This is a genomic window from Candidatus Sulfotelmatobacter sp., from assembly GCA_035498555.1.
GTDB lineage: Bacteria > Eisenbacteria > RBG-16-71-46 > RBG-16-71-46 > RBG-16-71-46 > DATKAB01.
On sequence record DATKAB010000053.1, the window covers coordinates 51,076 to 64,313 of the forward strand.

General features: G+C 70.3%; 12 protein-coding genes. All 12 read left to right on the forward strand.

All coding sequences use genetic code 11. The annotated features are described in order from the left end of the window. Nucleotides 1-53: 53 nt before the first annotated feature. The 12 genes from VMJ70_04755 (at nucleotide 54) to VMJ70_04810 (ending at nucleotide 13,229) form a co-directional block, all read left to right on the forward strand. Entirely contained in the window at nucleotides 54-1,028 is a 975-nt protein-coding gene (locus tag VMJ70_04755) for a polyprenyl synthetase family protein (protein ID HTO90419.1), read from the forward strand. 26 nt (nucleotides 1,029-1,054) lie between these two features. Beyond that, nucleotides 1,055-1,438: a ribosome silencing factor gene (rsfS, locus tag VMJ70_04760; protein HTO90420.1), complete on the forward strand. Its 384-nt coding sequence runs from the start codon at nucleotides 1,055-1,057 to the stop codon at nucleotides 1,436-1,438. After that, on the forward strand, nucleotides 1,416-3,137 hold the full coding sequence (argS, locus tag VMJ70_04765) for an arginine--tRNA ligase (protein ID HTO90421.1): 1,722 nt from the start codon (nucleotides 1,416-1,418) through the stop codon (nucleotides 3,135-3,137). Before rsfS ends, argS begins: the two co-directional genes overlap by 23 nt. Next, nucleotides 3,134-4,063, forward strand: coding sequence for a PfkB family carbohydrate kinase (locus VMJ70_04770; protein ID HTO90422.1), 930 nt, complete (start codon nucleotides 3,134-3,136; stop codon nucleotides 4,061-4,063). The genes argS and VMJ70_04770 overlap by 4 nt, the downstream gene beginning before the upstream one ends. Before the next feature lie 120 nt (nucleotides 4,064-4,183). Continuing rightward, on the forward strand, nucleotides 4,184-5,068 hold the full coding sequence (locus tag VMJ70_04775) for a hypothetical protein (GenBank protein ID HTO90423.1): 885 nt from the start codon (nucleotides 4,184-4,186) through the stop codon (nucleotides 5,066-5,068). Nucleotides 5,069-5,304: 236 nt separating this feature from the next. Next, nucleotides 5,305-6,630 (forward strand): HD-GYP domain-containing protein, encoded by a 1,326-nt coding sequence (locus VMJ70_04780; protein ID HTO90424.1) that lies wholly within the window; start codon nucleotides 5,305-5,307, stop codon nucleotides 6,628-6,630. Beyond that, entirely contained in the window at nucleotides 6,630-7,676 is a 1,047-nt protein-coding gene (gene purM / locus VMJ70_04785) for a phosphoribosylformylglycinamidine cyclo-ligase (protein HTO90425.1), read from the forward strand. Before VMJ70_04780 ends, purM begins: the two co-directional genes overlap by 1 nt. Nucleotides 7,677-7,707: 31 nt before the next feature. Continuing rightward, on the forward strand, nucleotides 7,708-8,715 hold the full coding sequence (locus tag VMJ70_04790; GenBank protein HTO90426.1) for a sigma-54 dependent transcriptional regulator: 1,008 nt from the start codon (nucleotides 7,708-7,710) through the stop codon (nucleotides 8,713-8,715). 114 nt (nucleotides 8,716-8,829) lie between these two features. Beyond that, on the forward strand, nucleotides 8,830-9,843 hold the full coding sequence (locus VMJ70_04795) for a Gfo/Idh/MocA family oxidoreductase (GenBank protein HTO90427.1): 1,014 nt from the start codon (nucleotides 8,830-8,832) through the stop codon (nucleotides 9,841-9,843). Nucleotides 9,844-9,883: 40 nt separating this feature from the next. Then, nucleotides 9,884-11,374: an apolipoprotein N-acyltransferase gene (gene lnt / locus VMJ70_04800; protein ID HTO90428.1), complete on the forward strand. Its 1,491-nt coding sequence runs from the start codon at nucleotides 9,884-9,886 to the stop codon at nucleotides 11,372-11,374. Between the two features lie 107 nt (nucleotides 11,375-11,481). Continuing rightward, nucleotides 11,482-12,501 carry an aspartate-semialdehyde dehydrogenase gene (locus VMJ70_04805; GenBank protein HTO90429.1) on the forward strand — a complete coding sequence of 340 codons (1,020 nt, stop codon included), beginning with the start codon at nucleotides 11,482-11,484 and terminating at the stop codon, nucleotides 12,499-12,501. After that, the gene (locus tag VMJ70_04810) at nucleotides 12,498-13,229 is read left to right on the forward strand and encodes an energy-coupling factor transporter transmembrane component T (protein ID HTO90430.1); all 732 of its coding nucleotides are present in this window, start codon (nucleotides 12,498-12,500) and stop codon (nucleotides 13,227-13,229) included. The genes VMJ70_04805 and VMJ70_04810 overlap by 4 nt, the downstream gene beginning before the upstream one ends. The last annotated feature ends 9 nt before the right edge of the window (nucleotides 13,230-13,238 follow it).

Here is a 13,238-nt window from a genome sequence, read left to right on the forward strand (position 1 = left end):
TGACGCTTCTGACCTCCCAGGCTGCGCTGCGCTCGGGTGCGCCCGCGCTCTCCATGTCCGCGGTCCAACGACCCGTGCGGCGCGAGCTCGAACGCGTCCAGACCATGCTGCGCGAAGCGTTTCGGACGCCGATTCCCATTCTCAATCAGGTCGGTGGCCACGTCCTGGCCACTCGCGGCAAGAAGTTCCGGCCGACGTTGCTGCTGCTGGTGGCCAAGCTGCGTGGCGAGGCCAGCGAAGACGCGGTGCGCTGCGCGACGGTGATCGAGATGGTGCACGCCGCCGCGCTGATCCACGACGACTCGGTGGACAAGAGCGACCTCCGTCGCGGCCGCCCGACGGTGAACGGCCTGTGGACCGACGAGATGGCGATCATCGTCGGCGACTACCTCTACGCCCAGTCCATGAAGGTGCTGGTCGAGCACGAGCTGCACCTCCCGATGGCGATCCTGGCTCAGGTGGTGTCGCAGATGACCTGCGGCGAGGCGCTCGAGTTCCAGTACGCGCACGATCTCGACGTGAACGCCGAGCAGTACGAAGAGCTGATCCGCGCCAAGACCGGCTCGCTGATCGGCGCGGCCACCGAGATCGGCGCCTGTCTCGCGGGCGCGGCGCGCGATCCCCGCCGCCGCGAGCGCTTCCGGGTGTTCGGCGAGCGGGTGGGCGTGGCGTTCCAGATCGTGGACGATCTGTTCGACTACATGAGCGACTCGGACGTGACCGGCAAGCCGGTCGGCTACGACCTGGCCGACGGCAAGGTCACCCTGCCGTTGATCGCCGCGCTGAGGAACGCCGACGAGGCGGACGCCAGGCGCCTGCGCCGATTGGCCTCGCGCACGCGCTGGACCGCGCCGCAGTGGGAGCAGCTCAAGGAGCTGATCGCCTCCTCGGGCGGCTTCGACGCCGCGCGGCAGCGGGCCTTGATGCTTGCCGAAGAGGCGCGACAGGTGCTTCGAGACGAACCGGCTTCGCCGGCGCGTTCGGCGCTCGAGGCGGCGGTGGACTACTGCGTCCACCGCGACCACTGATCGCGCGAGCGGTCGGACCACTTGCCTTGAAGCCTCGCGTGCGTGAGGGCGGACTGCCGGCGCCGGCCCTGCTGCGCCTGGCCGCCGAGACCGCGGTCGCCAAGAAAGCGCGCGACGTGGTGGCGCTCGACCTGCGGGAGCTGGACGGCGTCGCCGACTACTTCCTGATCTGCTCGGGCGGCAGCGAGGTCCAGGTCAGGGCGATCGCCGACGCCATCGATGAGAAACTGCGCGAACGAGGCGCCCGCGCCTGGCATGTCGAGGGCTTCGAGGGCCGCCGCTGGGTGCTCCTCGATTTCGTGGAGGTGGTGGTGCACGTCTTTCACGAGCGCACTCGCGAGTACTACATGCTGGATCGGCTGTGGGGTGACGCCCGGAGCGTGGATCTTGGTCTGGAAGCCGCTGACTGACGGCCTGCTCGAGGCCATGCGTCGTTGTGGGTTCGACGAGCGCGGAATCCGCGTCGAGCTCGCCGTACCGCGCGAATCCTCCCACGGGGACTGGACCACCAATCTCGCGCTGACGCTGGCGAAGCCGCTCAAACGGCCGCCCCGCGCCATCGCCGAGGCGCTGGCCGCGGCGTTCCCGGCCGGTGAGACGTTTGCGCCCCCGGAAGTCGCCGGACCGGGATTCCTCAACTTTCGTTACCTCAAGTCCTACCTGGAGTCGCTGCCGTCGAGGATCGCGGTCGCGGGCGAGAGCTTCGGACGCTCGGAGTTCGGCGAGGGCGAGAAGATCCTGGTGGAATACGTGAGCGCCAATCCGACCGGACCGCTCAACATCGTGAGCGCGCGGGCCGCCGCGGTGGGAGCGGCGCTGGTGCGGTTGCTGCGCGCGACCGGCCATTCGGCGGATGGCGAGTTCTACGTCAATGACGCCGGGCGGCAGGTGGATCTGCTGGGTGAGTCGATGGCGGCGCGCTTCGCCGAACGCGTGGGCGCCGAGCGCGAGCTGCCCGCCGACGGCTACCGCGGCGAATACGTGCGCGAGCTCGCGGCGCGCCTGCCGGAGTCCGAGGCGCGCGCGGCGCTGGCAGCGAAGAACGGCGCCGAATGGTTCCGCGACCACGCGCTCGAGCACATGCTGGCCTGGCAGCGCCGCGATCTCGACGACTACGGCGCGGAGTTCTCGCGCTGGTTCCGCGAAACCGAAGTGCACGATTCGGGCGCGGTCCAGGCGACCCTGGAGGAGCTGACGCGCCGCGGCGAGACCTATCGCGCCCGCACCCCCGAGGTCGACCGGAGCGGCGCTCCGCCCGATGCCGAGGAACGCGCCGAGGCCTCGGGTGAAGCCACCTACCTGCGGACTTCGCGCTACGGCGACGACAAGGATCGCGTGATCGTGAAGAGCAGCGGCGCGCCGACCTATCTGCTGCCCGACATCGCCTATCACCGCGACAAGCACGCGCGCGGCTACCGGCGCGCGATCGATCTGTGGGGTCCGGATCATCACGGCTACGTGCCGCGCATGAAGGCCGCGATGCAGGCGCTGGGGTACGGCGAGGACTTCCTCGAGGTGCTGATCGTCCAGCAGGTCAACCTGCTCTCGGGTGGACAGCCGGTGCGGATGAGCAAGCGCGCCGGTGAATTCATCACGCTTCGCGACCTGATGGACGAGGTGGGTGCGGACTGCGCCAAATTCTTCTTCCTGCTGCGATCCACCGGCGCCCATCTCGATTTCGACCTGGACGTGGCGAGACAGCAGAACGACGAGAACCCGGCGTACTACGTGCAGTACGCCCACGCGCGGATTTCGGCGGTCCTGCGCTTCGGAGCGGAGCGCGGACTGACCGCCTCGACCGAAGCGCGCATCCCGATCGAGGCGCCCGAGGAAATCGCGCTGGTGAGAACGCTTGCGACGTTCCCCGAGGTGGTGCGGGGTGCCGCCTTCGCGCGCGAACCGCACCGGATCCCCACTTTCCTGATCGAGACGGCGGCCGAGTTCCATCGCTTCTATCACGCCTGCCGCGTGGTGACCGAGGACGCCGAGAGGTCGCGTGCCCGGCTCCAGCTGTGCCGGGCGGCGCGATGCGTATTGCGGAACGGGCTCGCGTTGATGGGCGTGAGCGCGCCCGAGCGCATGGAGCGCGAGACGGAGCCGGCGGTGTGAGCGAGACCCGCGAGATCCTGGTAGTGGGCTCGGTCGCGCTCGACAGCGTGCGCACGCCGTTTGGCGAGGTGGTGGAGGGGCTGGGGGGCTCGGCGTCCTACTTCTCGGTCTCGGCCAGCCACTTCGCTCCGGTGCGCATGGTCGCGGTGGTGGGCGAGGACTTTCCCGAGGAGCATCGCCATACCTTCTCGCGTTTTGGCGTCGACCTGAGCGGGCTCGAGACCGCGAAGGGCCGCACCTTCCGCTGGCGTGGCGAGTACGCCGCCGAACTCGGGCATGCCCATACGCTCGAGACCCAGCTCAACGTGTTCTCCAGCTTCCATCCGAAGCTCGACAGCCGTCATCGCGCCTCCCCCTACGTGTTCCTCGCCAACATCGATCCCGATCTCCAGCTCGAGGTGCTGACGCAGATGCGCCGGCCGAGGCTGGCCCTGTCGGACACCATGAACTACTGGATCGCGCGCAAGCCCGACCGCGTGCTGGAGGTGCTTCGCCAGGTCGACATCGCGCTCCTCAACGAGGAGGAGGCTCGGGCGCTGGCCGCCGAGACCCAGGTGATCCGCGCCGCCGAGCGGCTGGTCGAGCAGGGCGCGAACGCCGTGATCGTGAAGAAGGGCGAGCACGGCGCGCTCTACCATTCGCGCGAGGAAACCTTCATCACGCCGGCGTTCCCGGTCGAAGTGCTGCGCGATCCCACCGGGGCGGGCGATTCGTTCGCGGGCGGCTTCCTGGGCTGGCTCGCGCGGTGCGGGCGCACCGAGAGTCGCGCCCTTCGTCAGGCGCTGGCCTGCGGCACCGCCATGGCGTCGATCGCGATCGAGAGCTTCACCCCTCGCCGGCTCACCGAGACCGGCCCCGAGGAGATCACCGCCCGCGTCGAGCGGCTGCACCGGATGGTGCACTACGAGCTGGAGCCCCTGTTCTAGCTCGCCGCACGGATTCTCCGGAAGAAATTGACCGCGTTCCGGTCTGGACTTAGCCCGGTGCGACTGTGCTAGCATCATGTTCGAGATTGAGGCCCCGTACCCCCCGGAGGTGCCTTGCCGATGGACATTGCCCGCGCCAAGTGGGTCGAAGAGGCGGAAGCGAGCCTGCGCTCGCTCCGTGATGTCCAGGCCGTGAGCATCCTCGCGGAGGACCAGAACATCCGCGAGATCCACGTCCTCGCGAGCCCCGGGCGGAGCGCCAAGCAGCTGGTGCGGGACGTCGAGACCTGTCTTCGCACTCGCTTTTCGATGGGGATCGATCACCGCGTGGTCTCGGTCGCGTTCGCGAAACCGCTGCCTGCGCCCTCGGCCGAGCCGGCGAGGCCTGCCGCCACGCCCTCGCCGCCGGCGCCGCAGGTGGTCGCGCCACCCGCGCCACCCGCGCCACCGCCGCCCGTCGCCGCCCCGGTCTCCGGCGCAGCGCCGAGCCCGGCAAAGAGCTGGCGCGCCGCGGGTTCCGCGATCCCGGCGCGGGCTCCGCGACCCGCCGAAGACGCCCGAATCCGCTTCGCCGGCGTCAACCTCTACGTCTCGGGGCCCCGGGTCCAGGCTCAGGTCGAGCTCCGCTGGAAGGGCATGGGCCGCATGGGGAGCGCCTCGGGCTGGAGCAGTCGGGACGGCGCCTATCGCCTGATCGCAAGCGCGACCCTGGCGGCGGTGCAGGAGTTCCTGGAGGAGGCCTGGGCCCTGAGCCTCAAGGAGATCGAGTTCGTCCGGATGGGCCGGCAGGAGGTGGTGGTGGTAGGGTTGTCGCTGATCACCCACCGCCACGAAAAAATGCTGGCGGGTTGTTGTCCGGTGGAACAGGATGCACAGCAAGCCGTCGTGCTGGCGACCCTGGGTGCGGTCAACCGCGTGGTCGGCGGGTTGCCCACCCGCGAGCCGACGGAATACGTTCTGAGGCCGGCATCGCGCCAGGAGGAGAGCGAAGCGAAGAGGTTCTGATCAGCGAAGCGAACCCACCTGTGGACAGCGGTTTCCCGCAGAGTCCTGATTACCCTAAAGGAGGTGGCGTTCGTGGACATCATTCTCGATCTGATCAATATCCTCGGGAAGGCTGGCTGGTAAGCTCGCCTGCTTGAGCACCGCGTCTTCGGGACGCGGTGCGATTTCCTTCGGCGGTGCCGGTCCCAGAACGGACCGAACCAGGGATGGACACCCACCCCGCGCGAGATGTGAGCGTGAAGGATTCAGCGACCCCGCGCAGGCCCCTCCAATTCAGGCTTTATTACGTTGCGCTGCTGATCGCCGCCGCGGTGACGCTGGCCCTTGCCACCCCGCACGCGAAGCCGCCCTCGCTGGCGCTCGGCCTGATCGTCGCGGCGCTGATGATCCTGGTGGATTTGAACCCGACCGCGCTGCCGAGCGGCGGGGCCGCGACCGCCAGCGGCGTGCTCGATCTGCCCGCGCTGGTGATCCTCGGCCCGGCGTGGACCTCGTGGATCTCGATCGCCAGCACCGTCGTCACCGAGGGGCTGGTGCAGCGGCGCGGCGCCCGCAAGGTGACCCACAATCTGGCGCTCTACACGCTCACCTACTTCGCGGGCGGGCTGGGGTTCACGCTGGCCGGCGGCCGGTACGGCGCCTTCAGGCTGCCGCACGACTTCTTGGCGCTGGCCGCGTGCGGCGCCGGCTACTTCCTCGTCAACTCGGCGCTGGTCTCGGTGGTGATCGGGCTCACCTCGGGCCCGAGCCCGTGGCGCGTCTGGCAGAGCAACTTCATGCGCGGGCTGCTCCATCACATCTCGTTCCTCGCCCTCGGCGCGCTGGTGGTGGTGGTCTATACGGGCGTCGGGCCCTGGGGGCTGATCCTGTTCGGCATTCCCTATCTGGTCTCGCGCCACTCGTTCGCGCTCTACATGGAGATCCGCTCCGACCTCAAGGAGTTCGTGCGCGCGCTGACCGAGGTGCTCGAGGAGGTGGATCCCTACACCCGGCATCACTCGGTGCGGGTCTCGCAGTACTCGGTGCGACTGGCGCGCGGGATGCGGCTCACCGAGTCGCAGGTGGAGGAGGTCGAGTACGCGGCGCTGGTGCACGATCTCGGCAAGATCGGCCCGCATCATCAGCACATCCTGCAGAAGCCCGGATCGCTCTCGCCCGAAGAGCAGCTCACCATTCGGTTGCATCCTGCCGCCGGCGCCGAGATCGTCGCCAAGGTGCGCGCGCTGCGCCGCGCGGCCGAGATCGTGCGCAGTCATCACGAACGCCCCGACGGCCAGGGCTACCCCTACGGCCTGCGCGCTGACGACGTCCCGGTCGGCGCCCGAATTCTCAACGTCGCGGACTCCTTCGACGCCATGACTTCGGACCGGCCCTACCGGCGCGCGCTGGCGGTGAAACAGGCGCTCGGCGAGCTGGAGCGGGGCGCCGGCACGCAGTTCGACGCCGGCGTGGTGGAGTGCCTGCTGCGGCTGCACGCCAGCGGGGATTTCCCGCTGATTCCCAGCCCGAGCAGCGAGGACCTGCTGATGCTGAAACTGCGACCGATGCGGGCCCGCGCCTGATGCGCTACCGCGACGCCGGCGTGGACCTGTCGCGCTCGGATGCGCTCAAGGCCGAGATCGCGCGCGAGGTGAACACCACCTGGCCGGCGGGCTCGAGCCCGCTGCGCGGCGGATTCGCCGGGGTGCTGGCCTGGCCCGGGCCGGGGGGCGCGCCCGGGGTGGCGACCCACGGGCTGATCGCCGCGACCCTGGATGGCGTCGGCACCAAGCTCCATCTCGCGATCGAGGCGGGCCGGCTGGCCGACGCGGCCGCCGACGTGGTGTATCACGGCGCCAACGATCTGCTGGTGCATGGCGCGCGTGCCTTCGCGTGCCTCGACTACATCGCGCAGGCGCGGCTCGAGCCCGAGCGAGTGCTCGAAGCGATCCGCGGTCTCGCGCGCGGGTGCCGCGAGGTGGGCGCGGTGCTGCTGGGCGGTGAGACCGCCGAGATGCCCGACACGTACCTTCCCGGCACGCTCGATCTCGCCGCCTGCATGCTCGGGCGCGTGGAAGAGGCACTGCTGCTCGACGGGGCGCGCGTGCGCGCCGGCGACCGGCTGCTCGGGCTCGCTTCGGCGGGACTCCACACCAATGGCTTCTCGCTGGCACGACGCGTTCTCGCCGCGTCGGGAAAGCGCCTGAGCGACCGGCTTCCGGGCGGCGCCGGGGAGACGCTGGGCGACGCGCTGCTGGCGCCGCATCGCTGGTACGGGGCGAGCCTCCTGCCGCTGATCGAGGCCGGGCGCATCCACGCGCTCGCGCACGTGACCGGCGGCGGCATCGCCGGCAATCTGGTGCGTGTCTTGCCGCGCGGGTGTCGGGCGGTGGTCGAGCGGCGCGACGAGCCGCCGGCTCTGTTCCGCTGGCTCATGGAGTCGGGCGCGATTCCCGAGGACGACGCGCGCGCGACGTTCAATCTGGGTGTGGGAATGGTGGTGGTGTGCGCCCCCGATCAAGCGGACCTGCTCGCCGAGGCGCTGCGCCGATCCGGCGAGCGGGTCCTTTCACTGGGGCGCGTCGAGGAGGGAGAGCGCGGGGCCGAGTGGCGCTCGAATTCCGGATGACGCTCACCGGGGTGGTGGGGAGGAGGTCGGGATGGAGCGGGAGGAGACGCGCGCGCGGACCGAGGGAATCGGTCCGGAGCTGATCGGAGCATCACCGGCGTGGCGCGAGGTGCTGGAGGTGCTGCCCCGCGTGGCGGCCAGCGACCTGCCGGTGCTGATCCAGGGTGAGACCGGCTGCGGCAAGGAGCTGGTGGCGCGCGCGGTGCACGCGCAGAGCCACCGGCGGCGCGCCACCTTCGTCGCGCACAACTGTGGCGCGACGCCCGACAGCCTGATCGAGAGCGAGCTGTTCGGGCACACGCGCGGCGCATTTACCGGCGCGGTCGCGGATCGCGCCGGGTTGTTCGATGCCGCCGACGGCGGCACGCTGTTCCTCGACGAGATCGGGGACGGGAGTCCGCTGCTGCAGATGAAGCTTCTGCGCGTGCTGCAGGAGGGCGAGGCCCGTCGGGTGGGCGAGACTCGCCTGCGGCGGCTCGACGTCCGCATCGTCAGCGCCACGCACCGCGATCTGGACGAGGGAGTGCGGGACGGCCTGTTTCGCGCCGATCTCCTGTTCCGGCTGAACGCCGTGCGCCTCACCCTGCCACCGCTGCGCGAGCGCGGCCGCGACGTGCTGCTGCTGGCCGAGCATTTCCTCGCGCGGGCGGCGCAGAGCTGCGGCGTCGCGCCGCCGCGAATCGCGACCGCGCTCGAGGCGCGGCTGCTCGAGCACTCGTGGCCCGGCAATGTTCGCGAGCTGGCCAATGGCTGCGCGTACGCGGTGCGCGTGGCCGGAGCGCGGGAGGCCGTCGAGATCGCCCACTGGCCGACCTCGCCGTTTCGCGTGGCGCCGGCCGCGGCGCGGGGTCTGCACGCCGAGACCCGCGCGCTCGAAGAGCGGCGCCTGCTCGAGGCGCTCGATCGTTCTCATGGCAACAAGTCACGCGCGGCTCGCTCGCTGGGTCTGTCGCGACAGGGTCTGCTGAAGAAGTTGCGCCGCTACGGGCTCTGGAACGGTGAGGCGATCGAGGCGCCGATGGGCGATGCCGGCGATTGACGTTTTCCGCCGTGCACGTGGCCGCGCCATCGTCGCGCGTTGGCGACACCCGAACCCTTCGGCTAGACTGCCGCCTCTCTCGAACCAGGAGCCGCACGAAAAGGAGGTCGCTTCGTGGCGCGAAAGGCCTTGCGCATCGGACTCGTGGGGGTGGGTGCCGCCGCGCAGATCAACCACATACCGGCGTGGAAGAAGATCGAGGGCGTCGAGCTGGTGGCGCTTTGCGATCGCGATCCCGAGAAGGCGGCGCGCGTGGCCCAGAAATTTCAGGTGCCGCGCGTGCACTCGCGGGTGGACGATCTGCTGACCGACGAGGAAGTCGACGCGGTCGACATCTGCACTCCCAACTACCTCCACGCGCCGATTGGAACGGCCGCCCTCGAGGCCGAGAAGCACGTGCTGTGCGAGCGGCCGCTGGCCAGAAGCGCGCAGGAGGCCGCCGGGATGCTGAAGGCCGCCAAGAAGGCCGACCGCGTGCTGATGTGCTGCGTCCAGCATCGGTTCCGCCCCGACGCCCAGCTGCTCAAGAAATTCGTGGAGAAGGGCGACCTCGGCTCGGTGTTCTTCGCCAAGGCCGGCTGGCTCCGCCAGCGCGCCGAGTGGGACTCGGACGAATGGCGCGCCCAGAAGCGCGAGAGCGGCGGCGGCGTGGTGCTGGACCTCGGCTTCCAGATGCTCGACCTCTCGCTGTGGGTGCTGGGCGGGCCCAGGGTTCAGGCGGTGACCGCCAGCGTTCATCGCTCGCGCAAGGGGGAAGTCGAGGACAGCGCGACCGCCTTCTTCCGCCTCGAGTCGGGCGCCACGCTCACGCTCGAGTTGACCTGGGGACTGCTGATGGAGAAGGACTTCGCCTATCTCAACCTGTTCGGCTCCGGAGGCGCGGCGCTGCTCAATCCCTTCCGGCTCCACCGCGGCATGCACGGGACCCTGGTCAACGTCACCCCGACCATGGAGACCTCGCGCAACCAGTACAAGATCTCGATCGAGGCACAGCTCTCTCACTTCGCCGAGGTCCTGCGGAAATCGGCGAAGCCGATGGGGGACGCCGAGGAGATCGTGCCGGTGATGGAGCTGCTCGACGCGGTCTATCGTTCGGCGGAGCAGGAGAAGGAGGTCCGGCTCGGCTGATCGTCGGAGCCTCGCGCTCGGCGCGCTCGCCGGGCTGCTGCTGGGCGCGGCGTTCCTGCCGTTCCGTCTCGGCGCGCTCGCCTGGATCGGATTCGTTCCGCTCCTCTCGGCGCTCGATCGCCGGCTGAAATCGGGAAGCGGAGCGCGGAGCTTCCTCGGGCCGGGCTACGTCTTCGGCTTCGTCTTCTACCTGATCGGCACTCATTGGATCGCGCGCCTCAGCACGGTCGCGATCACCGTGCCGTGGCTCAAGTATCCCGCCTGGGTCGCGGCCGCCGCCTACCTGGCCCTGTTTCCGATGCTCGCCACCTTCCTCTCCGGCTGGCTGGCGCGCCACACTCGCCTGCCGCTCGCGCTGATCGTGCCGCCGGTGATGATCTGTGTCGAGGAATTGCGCGGCTCGGGCGAGCTCGGTTTCCCCTGGTTCCAGCCCGGTTATACGCAATGGTCGCTCACGCCCGTGATCCAGATGGCCAGCCTCGGCGGCGTCACGCTGGTGACGCTGTGGGTGCTGGTGCTGAACGTGCTGATCTGGCGCGCGATCGCGGGCACCGCTCGGCTGCGCGCGGCGATCGGCGCCGTGCTCGCGCTGGCGTTGCCGTTTGCCTGGGGTTCGCGCGTGCTGCGCGCGGCGCCCGCCGATCAGGGGCCGACGGTGGCGCTCATCCAGGGCAACATTCCCGGCGAGATCAAGTGGGCGGGAGGCCACGATCGCGAGATCTTCGGCACCTTTCTCGCCCTCTCCGATTCCGCCGCCTCGCGCGAGCCGCGTCCGGTTCTGATCGTGTGGCCCGAAACCGCGACCGGCAGCTGGATGCGCAAGCGCCTCGATCAGTGCCTGCTGGTGACCGACTTCGCAGCGCGAGTCGGTGTGCCGGTCTTCAGCGGGTTCGCCGACTACGCCTATGACTCGCTGGGCCGCGCGCGCCAGTTCAACGCCGCCGGGCTGTTCGCGACCGACGGTTCGCTGGGCGAGGTCTACGCCAAGCGCCATCTGGTTCCCTTCGGCGAGCGCATGCCGTTCCAGTGGCTGGTTCCGGCGCTCGGCAAGCTGGATCTCGGCCAGGCCGAGTGGACGCCGGGGACCCGAGTGGTGCTGTTTCGCTCCGCGGCCGGACCGTTCGCCTGTCTGATCTGTTTCGAATCGATCTTCCCCGACCTCTCGCGAGAATCGGTGCGCGCCGGCGCGCGCTGGCTGGTCAACATCACCAACGACGAGTGGTTCGGCCTGAGCGCCGCGCTCGAACAGCACGCGGCGATGGCGGTGTTCCGCGCGGTCGAGAATCACGTCGCCGTGGCGCGCTGCGCCAACACCGGGCTGTCGTGGCTGATCGACGGCCGCGGGCGCGTGATTCGCGCGGCGGGCGCGTTCGTTCCGGCGGTCGTGGAAGGCCCGATCGCGCCTTCGGGTCCACCCACGCCCTACACGCGCTTTGGCGACTGGCCGGGGCTCTTGTGCGGCGCGTTCACGCTGATCCTGATGGTTCAGGCCGGCCGGGGCGCGCTGACAGTCCGCAAGATCCGCTCCTGACGGGGCGCGTTGACAGTCCGCAAGATCCCCTCCTAACATGCGCGCTCACCGCGGTACCACTCCACACCTTACGCGGAGTCGTTCGTGCGCATCGAGCGCCCAAGCGAATGAGCCGGCGACTGGGCATCGTCGGCGCCACCGGCCTCGTGGGGCGCACCATGCTGGCGCTGCTGGAAGAGCGCCATCTTCCCATCGCCGCATTGAGCCTCTTCGCGAGCCCCCGCTCCGCGGGCCGGCACCTCACCTTCCGCGGCCAGCCCGTGCCGGTGCGCACGCTCGACGAGGGCGCGTTCTCGGGGCTCGATCTGGTGCTGTTCGCGGCCGGCAACCCGGTGAGCGAGCGCTGGGCCCCCGAGGCGGTTCGCGCCGGGGCGAGGGTCGTGGACAACAGCAGCGCGTTTCGCTATCGGGACGAGATCCCGCTGGTGGTGCCGGAAATCAACGGCCGGTTGCTGGACCCGCTTCCCGAGCTGGTCGCGAATCCCAACTGCTCGACGGTCGCGATCGCGCTGGCGCTGGCGCCGCTGGCCACGGTGGTGCCGCTCGAGCGTTTGTGGGTGGCCACCTATCAGGCGGTGTCCGGTGCCGGCAGTCGCGCGATCGAGGAGCTGGAGAGCGGCGTACAGGCCGGCCTCACCGGAACTCCGCCGCTCCGTTCGGGCGGCGAGCCGCCGTTCGCGTTCAACGTCGTGCCGCACATCTCGACCTTCGAGGACAACGGCTACACGCGCGAGGAAATGAAGATCGTCTGGGAGTCGAGAAAGATCCTCAATCTGCCGGACCTCAAGGTGAGCGCGACCGCGGTGCGCGTGCCGGTGCGGGTCGGCCACAGCGCCGCCGTGCATGCCGTGTTCGCCCGCCCCATCAGCCCGGACGAAGCGCGGGCGGCGTGGCGCACGTTCCCGGGCCTCGAAGTCGTCGACGATCCGGCGCGCGGACGGTATCCGACCCCGCTCCAGGCGGCCGGGCGCGACGCGGTGCTGGTGGGACGGGTGCGCCGGGATCTCTCCGAGCCGCGAGCGCTCGAGTTCTTCGTGGCCTCGGACAATCTTCGCAAGGGGGCCGCGCTCAACGCGGTCCAGATTGCCGAAGCCCTGCTCGATCGCGAAGCGGCGACGCGCCGATGAGATCTTCCGAGCACGCGCGGCGCCAGATCGCCCCGCTGCTGCTGGGCTCGCTGCTCGGATCGCTGGTGGCGGCCCACGTCGCGGTGGGAGTGGGCTGCCTCGCGCTCTCGACGGGCGCCGCGATCGCCGCCGGGGCCGTGCGGCCGTCATGGGGTTGGTGGCGGGCGCTGCTGATCGCGGCCGGCATCGCGATTCTCCTCAACACCTACCTGGTGGCCGGGGCGACGCTGCCGTGGCCGCGCGTATTCGGCGCGCCGGCGACGCTCGAAGGTCTCCGCCAGGGGTTGCTGTTCGCGCTTCGGCTCACCGGCGCCGCGGTCGCGCTTCACGGCCTTCGCGCCGCGTGGCCGGGCGAGCGGGCGGTGGACGAGCTGGCCTCGCGGCTTCGCTGGCTCGAGTCCCTGCGCGTGCCGGTGCGGCGCGCGCGCGCCACCATCGAGCTCGCGCTGCGCTTCGCGCCGCTGCTGGCCGAGGAGGCGCGACGCATCTCGAAGCTCCAGACCCTGCGGGCCGGCCGCCCGCCGCGCTCGCTGGCGGAGCGTGTGACTCGCGCCCGCGCAGTGGCGGTGCCGGCGCTGGTGGCGTCGCTCGAGCGCGCCGATCAGGTGGCGCTCGCGCTCGAGGCTCGCCACTATCGCATGAAGCAGGTGACGCGCACGCCGGCCGCGGGCTGGCTGTGGCGCGGCGCCGGACTGGCCGTGGCGGGAGTGGGACTCCTGTGGCGATAGCGTCCCACG